Source organism: Mycobacterium sp. DL99, from assembly GCF_004762045.1.
Lineage (GTDB): Bacteria > Actinomycetota > Actinomycetes > Mycobacteriales > Mycobacteriaceae > Mycobacterium.
Genome location: NZ_SJOM01000007.1, coordinates 3,841,482 through 3,860,786 on the forward strand (window position 1 = coordinate 3,841,482; position 19,305 = coordinate 3,860,786).

Genomic DNA, 19,305 nt, shown 5'->3' on the forward strand with positions numbered 1-19,305 from the left:
CGACCCACGTGCACAACGGGCTCATCGGCACCCGACAAGGCTTACCCTCTAGGTGTGACACCGTCGTATCCGAACGCCGGCCGGAGTTTGAACCTGCCCGAACTGAAGGACGCCACGATCGTGGCCGCCTTCGAGGGCTGGAATGACGCCGGCGACGCGGCCAGTGACGCGCTGGACCACCTGGATGCGATCTGGGAGGCCCAGCCGATCGTCGAGATCGACGACGAGTCGTACTACGACTATCAGGTGAACCGACCGGTGATCCGCCAGGTCGACGGCGTCACGCGGGAGCTGGTCTGGCCGTCGATGCGGATCTCGCACTGCCGTCCCCCGGGCAGCAACCATGACGTGGTGTTGATGCACGGCGTCGAACCCAACATGCGCTGGCGCACCTTCTGCGCCGAGTTGCTGGCCATCGCCGACAAACTCAACGTGCAGACCGTGGTGATCCTGGGCGCGCTACTGGCCGACACCCCGCACACCCGGCCCGTGCCGGTGTCGGGCTCGGCCTATTCAGCCGAGTCGGCCAAATTCTTCGGCCTGGAAGAGACCCGCTACGAAGGCCCGACCGGGATCGCCGGGGTGTTCCAGGACGCCTGCGTGCAGGCCGGTATCCCGGCAGTGACTTTCTGGGCCGCGGTGCCGCACTACGTGTCGCAGCCGCCCAGCCCCAAGGCGACCGTGGCCCTGCTGCGCCGGGTCGAGGACGTGCTGGACGTCGAGGTACCACTCGCCGACCTGCCCGCCGCCGCCGAGGAATGGGAACAGGCCGTCACCGAGATGACCGCCGAAGACGAGGAGATCGCGGAGTACGTCGCCTCGTTGGAACAGCGCGGCGACGCCGAGGTCGACATGCACGAGGTGCTCGGCAAGATCGACGGCGACGCGCTGGCGGCCGAGTTTGAGCGCTACCTGCGGCGCAGAGGCCGCTGAACTTCCCGGCTCACGCCGAGTGGCCACCTAGTGCACGGAAACTGCCGGATCACGTGTCATAACTGGCCGCTCGGCGTTGAAACCGCTAAGTCTCCGGCTTCTCCAGGGCCTCGATGCGGGCACTCGTCGAGCGGCCGAGTGCGGCTGCCTCCGCGTCGAGTTTCGGCAGCAGTGTCGGGGTGAACTTGAGGATGTCGCGCTCTGCCAGCGGCGTGGTGACGAACGGCCGGATCCAGCGGAACACCCCGACCCACTCCGGGCTGTAGATGCGATTCTTGCGTCCCTCGATGCCCTTGACGAAGGCGGCGCCACAGGCGTCGACCGTGGTGGTCCGGTTCAGCGGCGGCGGCAGCTTGGACAGCATCTCCCGGAACGCCGACAGGTCCGACTTGGCGTCCTGCACCAGCGGGGTGTCGATCCAGCTCATGTGCGCCGAGCCGACGTCGACGCCGAGGTGGGCCACCTCCAGGCGCAGCGTGTTGGCGAAGTACTCGGCGCCGGCCTTGGAGGCGTGGTAGGCGGCCAGCCCGGGTGCCGAGGTGAATGCCGCGAGGGAGGACACCACCAGCACGTACCCGCGCCGCTTGACGACTGCCGGCAGGGTGGCGCGCACGGTGTTGAATACCCCGACGACGTTGATGTCGACGACCCGCTTGAACGCCTCGGGATCCACCTGCATGACCGAACCGAAGCTGGCGATGCCCGCGTTGGCCATCACGATGTCGATGCCGCCGAACCGCTCGACGGCCGCATCGGCGGCCTTCTGCATGGCGGCCAGATCGCGCACGTCGGCCAGCGCGGTCAGCACGTGCTCCTCGCCGAGTTCGGCGGCCAGCGCACTCAACGGCGCCTCATCGAGGTCGGTGAGCACCAGTTTGGCGCCCCTGCGCCGCAGCCTGCGGGCCACCTCGGCGCCGATGCCGCGTGCACCGCCGGTGATGAAGACGACTTTGTCAGATGAAGATGTGGTTGCCATCACCGTCAACATACCGTCGCGGGTACCCGAGTTCTATACCCAACAGTGCGTCGACGGCAGTTGCCACGGTGCGCGGCGCCTCCCGGTCATGACCAAGGTATGACACCGCATCCTTCGACCAAGCATCCAGCGCCGCAAGGGCTTTCGGCGTGTCGAGATCGTCGGCGAGGTACTGCCGAACGCGGGCCACTACGTCGGTCGCATCCGGACCGGCGGGCATCGTGGTCGCAACGCGCCACAGCTCCAGCCGGTCCTCGGCCTCGGCAAGCACCTCATCGCTCCAGGACCGGTCGCTGCGGTAGTGCCCGGCAAACAGCCCGAGCCGCACGGCCGACGGATCCACGCCCTGGGCGCGCAGCCGCGACACCAGCACCAGGTTGCCCCGGCTCTTGCTCATCTTGTGCCCGTCCCAGCCGATCATGCCCGCGTGCACGTAATGGCGGGCGAAACGCCGCTCCCCCGTGACGGATTCGGCATGCGCGGCGGAGAACTCGTGGTGCGGGAAGATCAGATCGCTGCCGCCACCCTGGATGTCCAGGCCCGAGCCGATGCGGGTCAGCGCGATCGCCGAGCACTCGACATGCCAGCCGGGCCGGCCCGCCCCGAAGGGCGAGGGCCAGCTGGGCTCACCGGGCCGCTGAGCCCGCCACAGCAGGGCGTCGAGTTCGTCACCCTTGCCGGCGCGGTCCGGGTCACCGCCTCGCTCGCCGAACAGCCGCAGCATGGTGTCGCGGTCATAGCCCGACTCGTAGCCGAACTGCACCGTGGCGTCGGCTCGGTAGTACACGTCGGGATACTCGGCGTCGTCGACGACGTAGGCCGCACCCGAGGCAAGCATCTTCTCCACCAACTCGACCACCTCGGAGATGGTCTCGGTGGCGGCCACGTAGTCCTGCGGGGGCAGCACCCGCAGGGCCGTCATGTCCTCGCGGAACAGTTGGGTTTCGCGGTCACCGAGGTCCCGCCAGTCGATGCCGTCGCGGTCGGCCCGCTCGAACAGCGGATCATCCACATCGGTGACGTTCTGCACGTAGTGCACAGTGTGCCCGGCGTCCAGCCACAGCCGGTGCACCAGATCGAAAGTCAGGTAGGTCGCGGCGTGGCCCAGATGGGTGGCGTCATAGGGGGTGATGCCGCACACGTACATGGTGGCCGTCGGTCCCGGCGTGACCGGACGTACCTGCCGGTCGGCGCTGTCGTACAGCCGCAGTTGCGGACCACGCCCTTCCAGCACCGGAATTGACGGTGCCGACCACGATTGCATGGCTTCGACTCTAAGGTGCTCGCTCAGGACGGCCTCCCGCCGGTCGGTCCCACACAGTTCAGCAAGTCAGACAACGCCGCCGACGGTTTCATTCCCGCATCCCGCCTCGGCCGGCACCGGAGAACTCTCACCGGGCCACCCCGATGGCCTCCAGCAGGATGGGTGCCAGCTCTTTGCGGCACATCACGAAGTCCGGCAGGTACGGGTCGGCGCGGTTGTAGCGCAGCTCCGAGCCGTCCAGCCGGGACGCGTGCAGGCCCGCAGCCAGCACCACACCCGCAGGTGCAGCCGAATCCCACTCCCACTGCCCGCCGGCATGGATGTACGCGTCGACGTCACCGCGCACCACGGCCATCGCCTTGGCCCCGGCCGAGCCGATGCGCACCATCCGGAAATCGAGCTGCTCACGCATCCGCCACAGCACCGCCGGCGGGCGGTTCGAACTCGCGGTGATCAACAGGGGGCCGGGCCGCCGCGGCCCGGGCGGGGTGACCGTATCGCTGCGATACACCTCACTCCGGGCGGGCAGGGCCACCACCGCATCCGACAGGCCTCCGTCGACACCCACCGAACGCTGCCACAGGGCGATGTGCACCGCCCAGTCCTCACGGCCGGGCAAGGAGAACTCGTGCGTGCCGTCCACCGGATCGACGATCCAGACCCGATCGGCCTCGACACGGGCCAGGTCGTCGACCGCCTCCTCGCTGAGCACCGAATCACCGGGGCGGGCCTGGGCCAGGCGATCGAGGATCAGCGCGTTGGATCGCCGGTCCCCCTCGTCGCCGAGGTAGTACGGGTCGTAGAAACCGACCTCCTCGCGCACCGCCAGCAACAGCTCACCGGCCTCCTTGGCCACTGCGGCGGCCAGGTCGGCGTCGGTCGAGTGCATCAAGCCAGTATCGATGGCCCGAACATCGGGCGTCGGATCGGGGCCCGGGTTGCCCTGGCGCGCCGGTAACTTGGCAGCGTGAGGCGACTCGTCAAAGTGATCCCGCTGTGCGTCCTGGCGACTGTGGTCGCGGTGATCGGGTCGGGCGCGGCATGGGAACAGATCGAACGAAACCGCGCCGCCGCGGAGTTTCCAGCCCCGGGCAAGATGATCGATATCGGCGGACGCGCCATTCATCTCGACTGTCGCGGCCACGGCTCGCCAACAGTGGTACTCGAATCCGGTGCCGACACGAGCGGGTCCGCGTTGTGGTTCCCGGTGCATCGACAAGTGGCCACATTCACCCGGGTGTGTTCCTACGATCGCGCCGGACTCATGTGGAGCGAGTCTGCCAGCGACGGGCCACGTGACCCCGTCGCGGTTGTCACCGATCTTCAGCGAACACTGCGGGCGGCAAACGAATCGCCGCCCTACGTCATGGTCGGGGCATCGCTCGGCGGCCCTTTCACGATGATCTTCACCAAGTACTTCGGGAGCGAAGTAGCCGGCCTGGTCTTCGTCGACGCCGCCCACCCGGATCAGACCGACCGGTTGGCGGCCGCGACCGCACGCCCGGAAGACGGCATCCCCGCGTTGTTCAAAGTCCTGCGGTATCTGGCTTGGACGGGCTTGCCGCGGCTGCTCATCCCCGGGCCGACCGTGAAGGAACTACCGCCTGACGTCGTGCGCGCAATCGGTGCCTATCAGCCCGTCTCACTGGCCGCCTCATTCGACGAAGCCGAAGCGATGGAGAGCACGTTGCGGGAGGCGGGAACCTTCCGCGAACTGGGTGACCGGCCCCTGGCCGTCCTCTCCCGGGGCAAGCCTTGGAGCGCCTACAGCGAATCCGAGCGGGCGGGCACCGGCATGACCCGTGACCAGTTCGACCGAATGCAACAGGCGTGGTGGGAGATGCAGGTGGAGGAGGCGACCTGGTCGACCCGGAGCACGCATCGCAAGCTCGACGATTCCAGTCATGTCATTCAGCTGGAGAGGCCTGACGCAGTCGTCGATGCGATCCGCACGGTGGTGTCGCAGGTACGCGGACGGAATGCTACGTCGACGCGGTAGCCGGGCCGGGTCCGATTGGTGCGCTGACGGGGACGGTTGTGCCAGTAGGGTCGGGCAATGCGCAGCCTCGACTGGCAAACCGGTGACCGCGACGAGCTCAGTGCGTTAATCCGTTCTCACCTGGTCGCCGGGTTCTGGGGGTACGACGAAATCCTCGATATGACTCGCGCCTGGGTCGATGACTCCGGCGTGGTCGATCCCGGGGAAGCGGTCGAACTGGTGGATTCGATGTGGCGCCGGCGCCTGGCCGAGCAGGCCGTCTGGGCCGACACGGGCGACTACGGCCGGTTGCAGTACACCTTCGCCCAGCTCGAATCCGAGGGCATCCTGGCGCGGATGTGCTTCTCCTGCTGTGTCACCTGCGCGACCCACGACATCGATGACGAGCGCTCCCCCAATCCGGACCCCGAGGACTGGTACCGCTATCGGGAGTGGGCTTACACGTATTTCCACGAGCAGGATGCGCTGCGACTGGGCGACGCCGAGCCGACCCTGTATCTGGGTTTCAGTTCGTTTCGGCCCCACCCGGCGCTGCCGGACTCGCTGCTGAGCGCTGCCGCCGCCGGCGACGAGGCGGCAGTCGCCGAAATCACCGAGCGCACCGACACCGCGGTCGGTGAACGAATCGTGTTGCTGGCCAACCACTATGGCCTCGGCACCTCATGGTCGGGATCGCATCGCAGCCGCGTCGAGCTCAGTGTTTCCCAGTGGCGAAAGCCCCTGCCGCAGTAGGAGGTCCATGACCGCGCAGAACCCCGCCGAAAAACTGGCGGTAGGGGGCAGCTAGTCCTGGAATCCGTTCGAGAGGTTCGGGCGCACCCGCTAGAAGGCCGGCCACGGGATCGGCCGGTGCCGATCGGGCGTCGGCATCACCGGATTGTGCAGTAACCCAACGATTCTGGACCGCAACGCGGCGATCTCCGCCTCGGTGATGTGTATGCACAACTGCTCGGCCAGACCGCCGAACCCGTCGCGCAGCGCCGCGACGTCGGCCAGGGTCTCGTCGTCGACGGGTTTTCCTGCCCAGCCCCACAGCACGGTCCGCAGCTTGTCCTCGACATGCAGGCTCACCCCGTGGTCCACGCCGTACACGCCCCCGTCGAGCCCGGCCAGAATGTGCCCGCCCTTGCGGTCGGCGTTGTTGATCAGCACGTCGAACACCGCCATGCGGAACAGCCGGCGATCGTCGGCGTGCACCAGCGTCACCTCGTCGCCGGCGTAGTCATAGGCCTGCAGGATCGGCAGGAAACCCGGCGGAAGGTTCCCGGCCGGCACCAGGTCCACCAGATCGGGGCCGGAGTCGGGCTCGTCGCCCACCTGATCCCCGGGCTGTTCCACCCACAGCTGCAGCATGCCCGGCCCGGCCGGCCCGTCACGAATAATGGTGTGGGGCACGATGTTCCAGCCCAAAGCGGCCGACACCAGATATGCACTCAGCTCGCGGCCCGCCAATGTGCCGTCGGGGAAATCCCACAGCGGCGCCTCGCCCCGGATCGGCTTGTACACGCAATGGACCTGCCGCTCACCGGAGGTCGCCTCACACAGGAAGGTGGCGTTGCTGGCTGACCGGATCCGGCCGATCACCGTCAGTTCGCCGTCGGCCAGCACCGCGCCATCAGTTCTGGACCGGGCCGGGGTTCCGTCAGGATTCTGCGTCATCTTCGGACCCGGCCACCTCACCGCGCCGATAGCCGTTGGTACGCACACAGATGTGACCGTCGGGATCCAGCGGCTCATCACACAGCGGACACGGCGGGCGTCCGGCCGAGATCACCCGGTTGGACCGGGTGGCGAACTCCCGTGCCGACTCCGGGGTGAGGAACACCCGCACGGCGTCGGGGCCGTCCTCGGCATCGTCGAGGACCACCGACGCGTCGAACTCGCCTTCGGAGACCGCAAGCAGCTCCACCACGACGGTCTGCGCTTCCGAATCCCAGCCCAGGCCCATCGTCCCGACGCGAAACTCGGCGTCGACCGGGGTGACCAGGGGCAGCAGGTCACTCACCTCGCCGGTTTCCGGCGGGATCGGTGTGCCGAAGCGGCGGTTGATCTCGGTCAACAGGGCGGCGATCCGCTCGGCCAGCACGGCGACCTGCTGCTTTTCCAGGATCACCGAGATCACTCGCTTGTCATGGACAGCTTGCAGGTAGAAGGTGCGGTTACCGGGTTGGCCGACAGTCCCGGCCACAAAGCGGTCGGGAGTACGGAAAACATGAATTGCGCGGGCCATGGCACCTTCCAAAATACCGGTAGCAGTACCGCGGGTCAGTTGGTGGACCCACCCACCACGGCGTCGGTGGCGGGTTTGGCCGCCAGCCCGGCGCTCAACTGCGCGCCAGTGTGGTTGATGTGCATCACGAATGGGCGGAGGTCGGTGTAGCGGATCACGCTCATCGACGCGGGATCGGCGGTGATGCGCTGGAATCCATCCAGATGCACGCCCAAGGCATCGGCCAGCACCGCCTTGATCACGTCACCGTGGGTGCAGGCGACCCAAAGCACGTCGGCACCATGCTGTTCGGCCAACGCGCGGTCGCGTTCCCGCACCGCGGCGACGGCACGAGCCTGCACCTGGGCCAATCCCTCACCGTCGGGGAACACCGCCGCGCTGGGCTGCTGCTGCACGACCGCCCACAGCGGTTCCTTGACCAGCTCGCCGATGGCACGGCCGGTCCAGCTGCCGTAATCCACCTCGGTGAGCCGGTCATCGACGATCGGCTGCAACGCGAGCGCCTCGGCCAGCGGCGCCACCGTGCGCTCGCAGCGCAACAGCGGCGAGTGCACGATCGCGGTCACCGGTAATTCTCCGATTCGCGCGACCAGGCCTGCGGCCTGTTCGGCGCCGCGCTCGTCGAGTTCGACACCCTCACTGCGGCCGGCGAGGGTATGCGCGGTGTTCGACGTCGACCGGCCGTGGCGCAGCAGGATCACGGTCATTTCGACTCCTCGTGCGAGCGCTCGTCGGTCATCGGCCATGCCCTCCCGGTCTGGATCATTGCGCGGCGACCACCCCGGTACCCAGTAGCGCCAGCACCACCACGCCCAGCACCACCCGGTAGCCGACGAACCAGTACATGCTGTGCGACACCAGGAATTTCAGGAACCAGGCGATGGCGGCCAAGCCCACGACGAACGCGATCACGGTGGCCACCAGCAGTTGGGCCCCGCTGGCGCTCATCCCCTCCCCGACCGGGTGAAAGGCATCGGGCAGGGAGAAGATGCCCGAGGCGAACACCGCGGGGATCGCCAGCAGGAAGCCGAACCGGGCAGCCAGCTCGCGCTCCATGCCCAGGAAGAGCCCGGCGCTGATGGTCGCGCCCGAGCGGGAGACCCCCGGCACCAGGGCCAGACACTGGGCCAGGCCGACGATGATGCTATCGCGCCAGGTCAGCTGCTCGACGCGGCGAACCTGCCTGCCGTAGTACTCGGCCGCTGCGATCACCGCCGAGAACACGATGAGCGCCGAGGCCACCAGCCACAGATTGCGTGCGCCGGTACGGATTTCGTCCTTGAACAGCAGCCCGAACACGCCGATCGGAATGCTGCCGATGATCACCCACCAGCCCAGCCAGTAGTCGGCCGACCGGTGCGCCGCGTTGAACAGTCCACTGAACCAGGCCTTGATGATGCGTCCGATGTCCCGGGCGAAGTACACCAGCACGGCAAGCTCGGTCCCCAGCTGAGTCACCGCTGTGAACGAGGCGCCAGCGTCGTCGTCGAAGAACACCCGCGAGGTGATCGCGAGGTGTCCCGAGGACGAGACCGGCAGAAACTCGGTGAGCCCCTGGACAATCGACAGCACGACAACTTGCAGCCAGGACATGGCACCGACGTCAGTCACGACGATGACCGTACCGTGGCGAGCGGGCCGAGATGCGTCAGCGAGCGGTACGCGAAACCGGCTGCGCGCCGGCGACCGCGTCGCGCACCGTTGCCGACAGACTGCGTTCATCAGTCAGGTCGATATCGGTCAGTTTGCGGGTGGCCACGGCCACTACGTCGTCGTCGACCGGAACCGGGCCCGACAGCCGCGGGCGGTAGACCTCGATCATGAGCTGCTGACGTTCGATGTGGAAAGAAAAACTCCGGCCATCGCCAACTTGGCCAAACCCACTGGCGTGTACACCAGTGGAAATATCCTCCATAGCAAACTCTCGGTTACCCAATTCCCGGTCCGCGGCGAGGGTCATGGTCGAACCATACCTCGACTTATGCCGCGTTGGTTGCAGACGCGACCATTTCGGTCCAATGGCCATGCCTAAACTGGATTCCTGCACGTCACCGACCATCCATTTCCGATCGAGAGCTATCCGTTGCGCCCAATCCTTGCAGGTCAGCCAGTTCGCGCCGGCCTCGTTGCGCTGGCCCTGCTGCTCACCGCGGGCTGCACGTCCAACCCCGCCGATGCCCCGCCTCCGACCATCGAGCCCGCTCAGGCCGCCGTTTCACCCCCAGTGGCGGCGAAACCAGACGGGGAGGTCCGGGAACTACGCGGGCACGCCGCGAGCGCCCTATTCGACCCAGCAACCGGCACGCTGGCCGTCCTGACCCCCGGCCCAGAAGGCCAGTCGACACTGAGCCTGCTGACCGGAAACCAGCCGCGGCGCGACGTGACGCTGCTGCCCGCGGCCACGGCGCTCGGCGTCGACGGCAAGGGCGACATCCTGGCATCCACCCGGGGTGGATACTTCCGGGTCGACGTGGCCGCGGCCAAGGCCAGCAAAATCGACGTGGACGGCGCCCAGGGTGTGGAGTTCACCGCGATCGCACTGCGCGCCGACGGCAATCCGGTGCTGGGCACCTCCGACGGAGCGGTCTACACCTTGGGCAGCGACCACACCGTGGCCGCCCACCTCAAGATCTTCGCCCGAGTGGATTCTCTTGTCACACAAGGAAACACCGCGGTGGTTCTGGACCGCGGGCAAACCTCGGTGACAGCCGTCAACCCCAGCGGGACCAAAGCCGCCCAGGCATTGCGGGCCGGTGATGGTGCCACCACCATGGCCGCCGATGCGCGCGGACGGGTCCTGGTCGCCGATACCCGCGGCGACGAGCTATTGGTGTTCGGCACCGAGCCGTTGATCATGCGCCAGCGCTACCCGGTACCCGCCGCCCCCTACGGCCTGGCCGGATCCGCCGAGCTGGCGTGGGTGTCGCAGACCGCGGCCAACACCGTGATTGGTTACGATCTCTCCACCGGCATACCGGTGGAAAAGGTGCGTTATCGAACCGTGCAGCAACCGAACTCCCTGGCCTACGACGACAAGACCGACACCCTCTACGTGGTGTCGGGCTCGGGAGCCGGTGTGCAGGTGATCCGCACCGCGTCGGGCCGCCGATGACCACTATCCAGCAGGGCCGCATGCCTCCCGGATGGGACAAGGTCGTCGCCGAGGATCGTTCCGAGGAATACGACTGGATACCGCTGCGGCTACCGCCGGATGTCACCAGGATCAGCGCCTCGATCCGCTTGTCGATCGAGGCCGAGTACCGCGGCTGGGAACTGACCCGGGTGCGGGCCTATACAGATGGGAGCCGACGGGTGCTGTTGCGCCGCAAGAAGACCGCGTCATCCATGCCGGGCACACCCCAGGCGCCTTCGCTGTGATCTACGCGGCTCTGCGGCGGGCGCTGTTCCTGGTGCCCCCGGAACGGATTCACCTGTGGGTGTTCGCCCTGCTGCGCGCGGTCACCGGCCCCACGATCCTGCGGCGCGCACTGGCGCGACGGCTGGCTTCGACCGATCCGGCGTTGGCCAGCACGGTGTTCGGGATGCGGTTCGCCGGCCCGATGGGCCTGGCCGCGGGTTTCGACAAGGACGGCCGCGGCCTGGGTACCTGGGGTGCACTCGGCTTCGGGTTCGCCGAGGTGGGCACCGTCACGGCGCAGCCACAGCCGGGTAACCCCGAGCCGCGGCTGTTCCGGCTGCCCGAAGACCACGCGCTGCTCAACCGGATGGGGTTCAACAACGAGGGCGCGGGGGCGCTGGCCATCCGGTTGGCCCGGCACACCCCCGATGTGCCGATCGGGGTGAACATCGGCAAGACCAAGCTCACCCCGCCCGAGGACGCGGTAGCCGACTACGCCGAGAGCACCCGGTTGGTGAGCGCGCTGGCCGCCTACGTCGTCGTCAACGTGAGCTCACCCAACACCCCCGGGTTGCGGGATCTGCAGGCCGTCGAATCGCTACGGCCGATCCTGGCCGCGGTCAAGGCCGAGACCGACAAGCCCGTACTGGTCAAGATCGCCCCCGATCTCTCCGATACCGATATCGACGAAATCGCGGACCTGGCAGTCGAATTGGGGCTGGCAGGGATCGTCGCCACCAACACCACCATCTCGCGTGACGGGCTGGCAACCCCCGGTGTCGCAGACCTGGGCACCGGTGGGATCTCGGGGCGCCCGGTGGCACACCGGTCCCTGCAGGTGCTGCGCCGGTTGTACCGCCGGGTGGGCGACAAGCTCGTGCTGATCAGCGTCGGCGGCATCGAAACCGCCGACGACGCATGGGAGCGAATCGTCTCCGGGGCCACGCTGCTGCAGGGCTACACGGGGTTCATCTACGGCGGCGGGTTGTGGGCCAAACAGATTCACGACGGCATCGCCGAACGGCTGCACGCCGGCGGGTTCGCCTCGCTGACCGACGCGGTGGGTTCAGCTGCACGCTGACCCACCGCGCGCCGCGAACTAGTTCTGCTCGTAGGTGCCGTGGATGACGGCGCGGGCGATGGCCTGGCCGAAGAGGTTGAAGCCCAGGTAGGCCGGGGTGGCACCCTCGGGCAGCCCCAACGACTCGACCGGCAGGGCGTGCACCGCGATGTAGTAGCGGTGCGGGCCGTGACCGGCCGGCGGGGCCGCACCGAGGTAGCGCTTCAGGCTCGCGTCGTTGGTCAGCGTGACCGCCCCACCGGGCAGGTCGCCACCGTCACCGGCACCGGCGGGCAGTTCGGTCACCGTCGCGGGCAGATCAGCCACCGCCCAGTGCCAGAAACCCGAGGCGGTCGGGGCATCGGGGTCGTACACCGTGACCGCGAAGCTCTTGGTCTCGGCCGGGAAGCCCGACCAGCTCAGCTGCGGCGAGACGTCCGAACCGCCGGCCCCCATGATCCCGCTGACCTGATCATTGGCCAGCGGCTGTCCGTCGGTGACCGATTCGGAGGTCAGGGTGAACGTCGGCAGCTTCGGCAGGCTGTCGTACGGAGATGTGCTCATGGTTCCCTCTCGTCGTGGCTCGTGTAACCGGCTCGTGCGGTCAGCAGTTCCGCAGAAAGTGTTCCAGAACCCCCGCACCGAACTGCAGCGCGTCCACCGGCACCCGCTCGTCGACACCATGGAACAGCGCCGCGAAGTCCAGTTCCGGCGGCAACCGCAGCGGCGCGAATCCGAAGCATCGAATCCCCAACCGCTGGAACGACTTCGCGTCGGTTCCGCCCGACATCATGTAGGGCACGGTGCGGGCTTCCGGATCGAGCGCGAGGATCGCCGCGTTCATGGCGTCCACCAGATCACCGTCGAACGTCGTCTCGTAGGACGGCAGATCCCGCTCCCAGCTGCGGGTTACATCGGGCCCGATCAACTCGTCGACCTCGCGCTCGAAGGCCTCCTTACGGCCCGGCAGCACCCGGCAGTCGATCACGGCCTCCGCCGATGCGGGAATCACGTTGGCCTTGTAACCGGCATTGAGCATGGTCGGGTTGGCCGTGTCGCGCAGGGTGGCCGACACGATCCGGGCCACGCCGCCGAGTTTGGCGATGGTGCCGTCCAGGTCCGGCGAATTCACGTCGAAGTCGTAGCCGGTCTCCTCGGCGACCGCCGTGAGGAACTGTTCCACGGCCGGATTGAGGACCAACGGGAACTGGTGACGGCCTAGCCGGTCAACAGCACCGGCGATGGCCGTCACGGCGTTGTCGTCGTGCACCATCGAGCCGTGCCCCGCCCGGCCCCGCGCGGTCAGCCGCATCCACGACAACCCCTTTTCGGCGGTCTCGATCAGGTAGAGCCGACGCTCCCCGCCATCCTTGCGGGGCACGGTCAGGGAGAACCCGCCCACCTCACCGATCGCCTCGGTGACGCCGTCGAACAGGTCGGGTCGGTTGTCCACCAGCCAGTTGGCCCCGTACGTGCCGCCGTGCTCCTCGTCGGAGAGAAATGCGAACACCAGGTCGCGGGGAGGGACGATGCCGGCCCGTTTGAAATGCCGGGCCACCGCGATGGTCATCCCGACCATGTCCTTCATGTCCACCGCGCCGCGGCCCCAGACGTAGCCGTCCTTGATCGCACCGGAGAACGGGTGCACGCTCCAATCGGCGGGCTCGGCCGGGACCACGTCGAGGTGCCCGTGGATCATCAGCGCGCCGCGCGACGGGTCTGCGCCGGGCAGCCGCGCGAAGACATTGCCCCGCCCCGGAGCCCCCGCCTCGACGTATTCAGTCGTGTAGCCGACCTCCCGGAGCCGGTCGGCTACCCATTCCGCACAGTCTGCTTCAGGCTTCAGGGTGGCCGGATCACCGGTGTTGGAGGTGTCGAATCGGATGAGCGCACTGACGAGATCGACTACCTCGTCCGCGCTGGAGTCGGGGACCGTCACAGAGTCCATTGGTACCACCGATTCCCTCCGGGGCACCGGTTTGGGTCTTCGGCACCCAATCCGTTAGCCTTAAGCGCCCAGCCCGAGAGGCTGGCGAGTCCGAGTGGCGGAATGGCAGACGCGCTAGCTTGAGGTGCTAGTGCCCTATTAACGGGCGTGGGGGTTCAAGTCCCCCCTCGGACACACAACGAAGGCGAGCGAAATGAACGCTCGCCTTCATTTCTGAGCCGATGCAGTGTGATGAGCGGCGAAGCCGCCATCACACCCGGGCCGGGTTCAACTTCCCAGCGGTGGCTGCAACCCAGGTCAGCTCTTCGTGGAAGATGTCGCTGTGCGCGCCGGACGGGCCGTCATCCTTGGCCACCACACCCGAAGAATCCAGGTTCAGGATCTGCCCGGGCTGGAATGGGTAAATCGCTCCCGTGGCGCCCAGGCTCTGGGTCTGCGACTGGTATGCCCCGTTCGAGCCCATGGCCCGCCAGCGGAACAACGGATCCTCCACTCCGGCCGCATCGTCGCCCGCAGCGGCCGAGGCCAGCGGATAGAACGTCCCCAATGCCCGGTCATGGCTGGAGAAGCAGACCGTCAACGGGCCGTCGATGCGATTGAGCATGCCCGCCAGCTCCCCCGCACCCTTCCGGAACGGCAGCCGCTCGGTGAAGCTGAACCGGGAGTACGCGCCCTGCAGCAGGGTCACCGCCTTGACCGGTGAGGGTTGGACATCGGTCATCCCGGCGAGCGCATACGACACCACCCGGGCCCCGAAACTGTGTCCCACCAGGTGGATCCGCAGGTCGAGGAAGTCAGCGTGGAGCTGGTCGATGACCGGCCCCAGCCCGCGCCGGCCCACCACGCCGGCGCGGTTCTTCATCTTCCAGTAGCTGAGCTGGCGCAGCGCCTCCTTGGCCCCTTGCCACAATCGGCCCGCGATATCGCCCAGGCCGGCTGCTCCCCCGCCTTCGTCGTCGAATTCCACACCGGCAGCCGCCAATTCGTCAGCGAAGGTGGTGAACAGCTTCTCCGGGTCCTGGTCCGGCGCGATCATTCCCGGACCGGCCTCCGGGCTATCGGCCTCGCCATCGCTGAACCCGGTCTGGGTGGCGGCGCTGAACGCGCGCAATGCATCGAGCAGTTCCGGCAGGCGTTCGTTGCTCGGCGGGGCGGCCAACAGGCCGGCGATGGTGTCCAACTGCTCTTTGCCGTCGGGAAACATGTCCTTGAGGTCGGCCAGTTGAGCCGGATCGATCGTCACCGGTCCGGCCGGTACCTCCACGTCGTCGCCCAGCGCGGCCGCACCCCCGGCGTCGCGCGCCGCCGGCCCGGGGAAATCGGGGATCGGCTCGTCACGCCACAGCTCGGACGGCCACCGCAGCCCGACGAACCCGACTGTGTGAGCCGGATCGAGTTGCGGAGCCAATAGCCCGAACCATCGGTTGTACAGTGACGTCGCTGCCGCTTCGTCGTTGTTCCAGCCGTGGGAGAAGATGATCAGATCGGTCAACCCCGCCGCACCGATCCGGGTCTTCAGATCGGCCAGGACGTCCGGATCCGGGTCGCCGTCGGCGTCGAACACCAGTCGCCAGATCCGTTCTGCCACATCGTTGGTCATCGGATTCCTTTCAGGTCAAACGGATTGCATAGCACGCATCAGGTCCACCATGCCGCTGCCCTGGAACGCCGGGTCGCGGTTCAGCGTGATGGCCGAGTCGACGAAGATGCGTTTGATCGCCTCCGGCTCACTGACGAATTCGCGTTGGACCGAAAGGAACGCCGCGATCGCGCCGGACACATGCGGCGCCGCCATGCTGGTGCCGCTCTCCTCGACATACACCGGGACGTCGGGTCCGACGTCGATCTGATTGGTCACGGCGTCCCGGAAGCTTCCGGCCGCTGCCGAGGTGATGCGCTCGCCGGGTGCGACGAGGTCGGGTTTGCGCCGCCCGTCCCCGGTGGGGCCGCGGGAGGAGAAGTACGAGACGCCGAAGGTGTGCGGCGAACTCCGGTGTGTGGAGCCGACTGTGATCGCGCTCTCGGTGTTACCCGGATCGTTGATCGTCATGTCGGCGGTGAACTTCACCGAATCCTTGCTGAACGCCGTATTCAGTGACACGTAGCCGGAATTGCCCGCGGCCACGACCACCACCACTCCCGAGCGCACGGTCTTGTCGACCTCGATGCACATCGGGCTCTGCCCGCAGGCATACCACTCGGCGTCGAACTCGTAGCCGAGACTGAGATTCACGCCATGTATCCGGGGCACCCGCTCGCTGCCGGCGTTGAGCTTCCGGACGTAGGCCAGGGCCTGCATCACCCGGCTCACCCGCGACGCGTCATCGCCGGGCCCGAGCACCTTGAGGCTCACCAGCTTGGCCTTCGGCGCCATACCCGCCAGCCGCGACGGATCGGCCACCGTGCGCGGCGCGGTGATCGGATCACCGCCGAACTCGGGGTCGTTGAGCCGCTTCTCGACCACCACGATGTCCTCGGGCTTACGGTCCACCAAACCACCGGCGATGATCCCGGCCACGTGCGTGCCGTGTCCGTCGGTGTCGGTCAGCGGGGCGTTGCCGCCGGTGAAGTCTTGGTGCAGATCGGCCACCGCGGGATCACTCAGGTTGTGGTACGCCGCGAAGTGGGCGTGTTTCTCATCGATACCGGAATCGACCACCGCCCAGACGATTCCCTCACCGAAGCTGTCGAACGATCGCTGAGCGGCGATGGCTTTGATGGTGGTCGAGGAGGCATCGATCTGCGGGTGCACTTCGAAGTCCGGCCAGATCCGGTAGACCGCGCGCTGCGGCCAGACCTGCGGGACGGCATCGGCCGACACGATCGACTTGATCTGGTCGGACGTGAGATCCCCGGCCATGAACTGATCGGCCAGCGGCACGGGCATCCCCGCCCCGCCGACCAGCTTCCAGAGCCCCTCTACCCTTTCGATCGCGGCGGCCACCGACGGCTGGAAAGTCAAGTTGAGCTCGATCATGATCGGTATCGGGGTGTCGTTGCTCTCCCGCGCCATCGCCGTGCGCAGCGGCGGTGTCACGACGCCGGCCAGAACCGGGTCGCGTTTGGGGGGTTCGGGAGTCCCGACCTGTGGCGCGGGGGCGCGTTCGTCCGAAGGAGCCGCGGCCCGCACCGCCGGCCCGGGTACAGCCTCGGCCCGTTCGCGGGCATCGGCTACGGCTCCTCGACCGGCTTCGGTCAATTGCACCGCCGCGCTTTTCCCTGCCTTGGGCGCGATCAGCTTCCGCCTCCGCAGTGCCGCGACGGCATCATGAACACGGTTGTGCCAGTATGGTTTGACGTTCTCATACTGTCGGTCACGCTCGGTGAATCTCGAAGCGAATTTGGCGGCGACCGTCTCGGTCAACAACGGCATGTCCGCGGTGGTGCCGGACGCCTCCAGATCTCCCAGCGCACTGAGCACCCGATCTGCCCAGATTTCCCCCGTTGAACTCACCGCGCTCCTCGGCATACTCAGCCACCCCAAGTTTTCCTGCGTCGATTGATCGTCGCTCAGCCGAGCCGCACATACACGCGTATTCGACTACTCGAAACGCACACCGATCAGCAAGGTCGGATCGAGTAGCCCACTACTCATGTCATTCCTGTCCCGGTGAACAACAATCGTGTTTCGGGAGGCAGCACATCCTCACCGGAGGGAAACAACGAATGGTGACCACGGCGAGACAGGCTCCTGCGTTCATCGCCGCGGTCTGGTCCCGGTCCCGATCGGTGACGGTCACACTCGCGGCACGGATCGCTCAGGGCATCGACCAGTCGGTGGGCTGGGCACGCCTTCCCAAGATCGTCGGTCTGGCCGTACTGATCGGACTGCGGCACCAGCTGCGGGCGTCGAATCTGTATGCCGCCGAACCTGCCCCGATCCCACCGAGCGGACCCGTCGACATCGGCAATTACCTGGGCGCCCGCACCCGCGACGGTTCCTACAACGACCTCAGCGACCCGAGGATGGGTGCGGTGGGTTGCCGGTTCGGCCGGAACGTCCCACCCGAATACTCCTATCCGGAATCCGCCCAGCAACTGCTCGAACCCAACCCGCGGCTGATCAGCCGCACCCTGCTGACCCGCGACAGTTTTCAGCCCGCGACCACACTGAATCTCCTGGCCGCGGCGTGGATTCAGTTCGAGGTCCACGACTGGTTCGCCCACGGCTCGGTCCCCACCCAGCCCTGGGTGGTGCCGTTGCACGACGACGACCCGTGGCCCCAGCGACCGATGCGGGTCGAACGCACGCCGCCCGATCCCCACCCCAGTCCCGTCGGGCCGCCAACCTTCGTCACGCAGGAGTCGCATTGGTGGGACGCCTCCCAGATCTACGGGACCACACCGGCATTCGCCCGTGCCCTGCGCGCACCCGATAAGGGCAAGCTGCGTATCGACGACGCGGGTCTGCCGCCGCCCGAGGTCGAGGCGACGGCCGACCTGACCGGCACCGCGGGAAACTTCTGGGTGGGCCTGGCCCTGCTGCACTCGCTGTTCATGCGCGAGCACAACGCCATCTGCGACCACCTGGCCCAGGCGTACCCCTATCTCACCGGCCAACAGCTCTACGACAAGGCCCGCCTGGTCAATTCCGCATTGATGGCCAAGATCCACACCGTGGACTGGACGCCGGCCATCATCGCGCACCCGACGACGGTGACGGCCATGCGCGTCAACTGGTTCGGGCTGCTGGGCGAGCGGTTGGGCCGCCGGTTCCGACACAGCATCGGTCGGATCAGCATCAGTCCGCTGCTGCACGGCATCCCCGGCTCACCCACCACACATCACGGCGTGCCGTATTCGTTGACCGAGGAGTTCGTCGCGGTGTACCGGATGCACCCGCTGATCCCTGACGAGTTCACCTTCCGCTCGCTGGCCGACGACCACGTCACCGCTCAGCACGAGCTTCCTGAACTGTCGGTGCTCAATGTGCGTGCCCGGCTGTCCGAAAGCCCGATGGCCGACCTGTTCTACTCCTTCGGTCGCGCCCACCCCGGGGCGTTGTCGCTGCACAACTTCCCGCGGCACCTGCAGCATATGCATCGCGTCGACGGCACCCTGATGGATCTGGCCACGATCGACCTGATCCGGTCCCGGGAACGAGGTGTGCCGCGCTACAACCAGTTCCGGGAGTTGTTCCGGCTCAGGCCGGTGAAGACTTTCGAGGAGCTGACCGGTGAGACGGTGCTGGCCGCCGAGCTGCGCGAGGTCTACGACGACGACGTGGACCTCGTCGACCTGATGATCGGCCTCTACGCCGAGCCCAAACCGCCCGGATTCGGCTTCAGCGACACCGCGTTCCGGGTGTTCATCCTGATGGCCACCCGTCGGCTGGAAAGCGACCGCTTCTTCACCACCGACTTCCGTGACGAGACCTACACCGTCGCCGGCATGAACTGGGTGCGGGACAACGACATGCGCTCGGTGTTGTTGCGCCACTTTCCCGAACTATCCCCGGCCCTGGCCGGGGTCGCCAACCCGTTCGCCCCCTGGAACCCCGTCTCCCCCACCAGAAAGGCATCCGCATGACCGAAGCC

General features: G+C 67.3%; 19 protein-coding genes and 1 tRNA gene. 8 read left to right on the top strand and 12 right to left on the bottom strand.

All coding sequences use genetic code 11. From position 1 onward, the window contains the following. Window positions 1-54 precede the first annotated feature (54 nt). Window positions 55-933: a PAC2 family protein gene (locus tag EYZ64_RS18890; protein ID WP_135455640.1), complete on the top strand. Its 879-nt coding sequence runs from the start codon at window positions 55-57 to the stop codon at window positions 931-933. An 85-nt stretch (window positions 934-1,018) separates the two neighbouring features. Here the strand turns inward: EYZ64_RS18890 and EYZ64_RS18895 are convergent, their stop codons facing one another. The 3 genes from EYZ64_RS18895 to EYZ64_RS18905 form a co-directional block, all read right to left on the bottom strand. Then, window positions 1,019-1,909 carry an SDR family oxidoreductase gene (locus EYZ64_RS18895; RefSeq protein ID WP_135455642.1) on the bottom strand — a complete coding sequence of 297 codons (891 nt, stop codon included), beginning with the start codon at window positions 1,907-1,909 and terminating at the stop codon, window positions 1,019-1,021. Then, on the bottom strand, window positions 1,887-3,173 hold the full coding sequence (mshC, locus tag EYZ64_RS18900) for a cysteine--1-D-myo-inosityl 2-amino-2-deoxy-alpha-D-glucopyranoside ligase (protein ID WP_135455645.1): 1,287 nt from the start codon (window positions 3,171-3,173) through the stop codon (window positions 1,887-1,889). The genes EYZ64_RS18895 and mshC overlap by 23 nt, the downstream gene beginning before the upstream one ends. A gap of 127 nt (window positions 3,174-3,300) precedes the next feature. Continuing rightward, window positions 3,301-4,062, bottom strand: coding sequence for a 3'(2'),5'-bisphosphate nucleotidase CysQ (locus EYZ64_RS18905; RefSeq protein ID WP_135455648.1), 762 nt, complete (start codon window positions 4,060-4,062; stop codon window positions 3,301-3,303). A 78-nt stretch (window positions 4,063-4,140) separates the two neighbouring features. On the opposite strand from EYZ64_RS18905, the gene EYZ64_RS18910 reads away from it, so the two are divergent. Continuing rightward, window positions 4,141-5,172: an alpha/beta fold hydrolase gene (locus tag EYZ64_RS18910; protein ID WP_135455650.1), complete on the top strand. Its 1,032-nt coding sequence runs from the start codon at window positions 4,141-4,143 to the stop codon at window positions 5,170-5,172. A 57-nt stretch (window positions 5,173-5,229) separates the two neighbouring features. Continuing rightward, window positions 5,230-5,904 carry a DUF6891 domain-containing protein gene (locus EYZ64_RS18915; RefSeq protein WP_135455651.1) on the top strand — a complete coding sequence of 225 codons (675 nt, stop codon included), beginning with the start codon at window positions 5,230-5,232 and terminating at the stop codon, window positions 5,902-5,904. 90 nt (window positions 5,905-5,994) lie between these two features. Here EYZ64_RS18915 and EYZ64_RS18920 read toward each other — a convergent pair whose 3' ends face one another. The 5 genes from EYZ64_RS18920 to EYZ64_RS18940 are packed head-to-tail and all read right to left on the bottom strand — an operon-like array spanning window position 5,995 to window position 9,362. Next, window positions 5,995-6,831 (bottom strand): SCO1664 family protein, encoded by an 837-nt coding sequence (locus tag EYZ64_RS18920; protein ID WP_353653681.1) that lies wholly within the window; start codon window positions 6,829-6,831, stop codon window positions 5,995-5,997. Continuing rightward, window positions 6,815-7,402: a DUF3090 domain-containing protein gene (locus EYZ64_RS18925; protein ID WP_135455653.1), complete on the bottom strand. Its 588-nt coding sequence runs from the start codon at window positions 7,400-7,402 to the stop codon at window positions 6,815-6,817. The genes EYZ64_RS18920 and EYZ64_RS18925 overlap by 17 nt, the downstream gene beginning before the upstream one ends. 35 nt (window positions 7,403-7,437) lie before the next feature. After that, window positions 7,438-8,109 carry a histidine phosphatase family protein gene (locus EYZ64_RS18930; RefSeq protein WP_135455655.1) on the bottom strand — a complete coding sequence of 224 codons (672 nt, stop codon included), beginning with the start codon at window positions 8,107-8,109 and terminating at the stop codon, window positions 7,438-7,440. A gap of 55 nt (window positions 8,110-8,164) precedes the next feature. Then, window positions 8,165-8,995 (bottom strand): undecaprenyl-diphosphate phosphatase, encoded by an 831-nt coding sequence (locus EYZ64_RS18935; RefSeq protein WP_135460115.1) that lies wholly within the window; start codon window positions 8,993-8,995, stop codon window positions 8,165-8,167. Window positions 8,996-9,050: 55 nt separating this feature from the next. Beyond that, window positions 9,051-9,362 carry a hypothetical protein gene (locus EYZ64_RS18940; RefSeq protein ID WP_135455657.1) on the bottom strand — a complete coding sequence of 104 codons (312 nt, stop codon included), beginning with the start codon at window positions 9,360-9,362 and terminating at the stop codon, window positions 9,051-9,053. A 123-nt stretch (window positions 9,363-9,485) separates the two neighbouring features. Here EYZ64_RS18940 and EYZ64_RS18945 point away from each other — a divergent pair, with 123 nt between their 5' ends. Genes EYZ64_RS18945 through EYZ64_RS18955 form a run of 3 tightly spaced genes read left to right on the top strand, consistent with a single transcriptional unit; the run spans window position 9,486 to window position 11,841 of the window. Continuing rightward, a complete protein-coding gene (locus tag EYZ64_RS18945) occupies window positions 9,486-10,514 on the top strand; it encodes a YncE family protein (RefSeq protein WP_135455659.1) in 1,029 nt (342 codons plus the stop codon). Next, the gene (locus EYZ64_RS18950) at window positions 10,511-10,780 is read left to right on the top strand and encodes a DUF5703 family protein (protein ID WP_077741092.1); all 270 of its coding nucleotides are present in this window, start codon (window positions 10,511-10,513) and stop codon (window positions 10,778-10,780) included. The genes EYZ64_RS18945 and EYZ64_RS18950 overlap by 4 nt, the downstream gene beginning before the upstream one ends. Next, a complete protein-coding gene (locus tag EYZ64_RS18955) occupies window positions 10,780-11,841 on the top strand; it encodes a quinone-dependent dihydroorotate dehydrogenase (protein ID WP_210115673.1) in 1,062 nt (353 codons plus the stop codon). Before EYZ64_RS18950 ends, EYZ64_RS18955 begins: the two co-directional genes overlap by 1 nt. Before the next feature lie 18 nt (window positions 11,842-11,859). On the opposite strand, the gene EYZ64_RS18960 is transcribed toward EYZ64_RS18955, so the two are convergent. Next, on the bottom strand, window positions 11,860-12,384 hold the full coding sequence (locus EYZ64_RS18960) for a YbhB/YbcL family Raf kinase inhibitor-like protein (RefSeq protein WP_135455663.1): 525 nt from the start codon (window positions 12,382-12,384) through the stop codon (window positions 11,860-11,862). A 40-nt stretch (window positions 12,385-12,424) separates the two neighbouring features. Beyond that, window positions 12,425-13,768: a M20/M25/M40 family metallo-hydrolase gene (locus tag EYZ64_RS18965; protein WP_167857878.1), complete on the bottom strand. Its 1,344-nt coding sequence runs from the start codon at window positions 13,766-13,768 to the stop codon at window positions 12,425-12,427. 88 nt (window positions 13,769-13,856) lie between these two features. Here EYZ64_RS18965 and EYZ64_RS18970 point away from each other — a divergent pair. Continuing rightward, a tRNA-Leu gene (locus EYZ64_RS18970) sits at window positions 13,857-13,942 on the top strand. A 76-nt stretch (window positions 13,943-14,018) separates the two neighbouring features. On the opposite strand, the gene EYZ64_RS18975 is transcribed toward EYZ64_RS18970, so the two are convergent. After that, window positions 14,019-15,368, bottom strand: a complete 1,350-nt coding sequence (locus tag EYZ64_RS18975) for an alpha/beta fold hydrolase (protein ID WP_135455664.1) — start codon at window positions 15,366-15,368, stop codon at window positions 14,019-14,021. Between the two features lie 15 nt (window positions 15,369-15,383). Beyond that, on the bottom strand, window positions 15,384-17,222 hold the full coding sequence (locus tag EYZ64_RS18980; protein WP_286175058.1) for a S8 family serine peptidase: 1,839 nt from the start codon (window positions 17,220-17,222) through the stop codon (window positions 15,384-15,386). Window positions 17,223-17,434: 212 nt separating this feature from the next. Between EYZ64_RS18980 and EYZ64_RS18985 the strand changes: the two genes are divergently transcribed. Next, entirely contained in the window at window positions 17,435-19,297 is a 1,863-nt protein-coding gene (locus EYZ64_RS18985; RefSeq protein ID WP_135455668.1) for a peroxidase family protein, read from the top strand. The last annotated feature ends 8 nt before the right edge of the window (window positions 19,298-19,305 follow it).

Bases quoted from the DNA above. Each gene is read 5' to 3' on its own strand.
- EYZ64_RS18960 (WP_135455663.1), bottom strand. From the start codon at position 12,384: ATGAGCACATCTCCGTACGACAGCCTGCCGAAGCTGCCGACGTTCACC.
- EYZ64_RS18895 (WP_135455642.1), bottom strand. From the start codon at position 1,909: ATGGCAACCACATCTTCATCTGACAAAGTCGTCTTCATCACCGGCGGT.
- EYZ64_RS18920 (WP_353653681.1), bottom strand. From the start codon at position 6,831: ATGACGCAGAATCCTGACGGAACCCCGGCCCGGTCCAGAACTGATGGC.
- EYZ64_RS18925 (WP_135455653.1), bottom strand. From the start codon at position 7,402: ATGGCCCGCGCAATTCATGTTTTCCGTACTCCCGACCGCTTTGTGGCC.
- mshC (WP_135455645.1), bottom strand. From the start codon at position 3,173: ATGCAATCGTGGTCGGCACCGTCAATTCCGGTGCTGGAAGGGCGTGGT.
- EYZ64_RS18975 (WP_135455664.1), bottom strand. From the start codon at position 15,368: ATGACCAACGATGTGGCAGAACGGATCTGGCGACTGGTGTTCGACGCC.
- EYZ64_RS18930 (WP_135455655.1), bottom strand. From the start codon at position 8,109: ATGACCGTGATCCTGCTGCGCCACGGCCGGTCGACGTCGAACACCGCG.
- EYZ64_RS18905 (WP_135455648.1), bottom strand. From the start codon at position 4,062: ATGCACTCGACCGACGCCGACCTGGCCGCCGCAGTGGCCAAGGAGGCC.
- EYZ64_RS18935 (WP_135460115.1), bottom strand. From the start codon at position 8,995: ATGTCCTGGCTGCAAGTTGTCGTGCTGTCGATTGTCCAGGGGCTCACC.
- EYZ64_RS18940 (WP_135455657.1), bottom strand. From the start codon at position 9,362: ATGACCCTCGCCGCGGACCGGGAATTGGGTAACCGAGAGTTTGCTATG.
- EYZ64_RS18985 (WP_135455668.1), top strand. From the start codon at position 17,435: ATGGTGACCACGGCGAGACAGGCTCCTGCGTTCATCGCCGCGGTCTGG.
- EYZ64_RS18950 (WP_077741092.1), top strand. From the start codon at position 10,511: ATGACCACTATCCAGCAGGGCCGCATGCCTCCCGGATGGGACAAGGTC.
- EYZ64_RS18915 (WP_135455651.1), top strand. From the start codon at position 5,230: ATGCGCAGCCTCGACTGGCAAACCGGTGACCGCGACGAGCTCAGTGCG.
- EYZ64_RS18965 (WP_167857878.1), bottom strand. From the start codon at position 13,768: ATGGACTCTGTGACGGTCCCCGACTCCAGCGCGGACGAGGTAGTCGAT.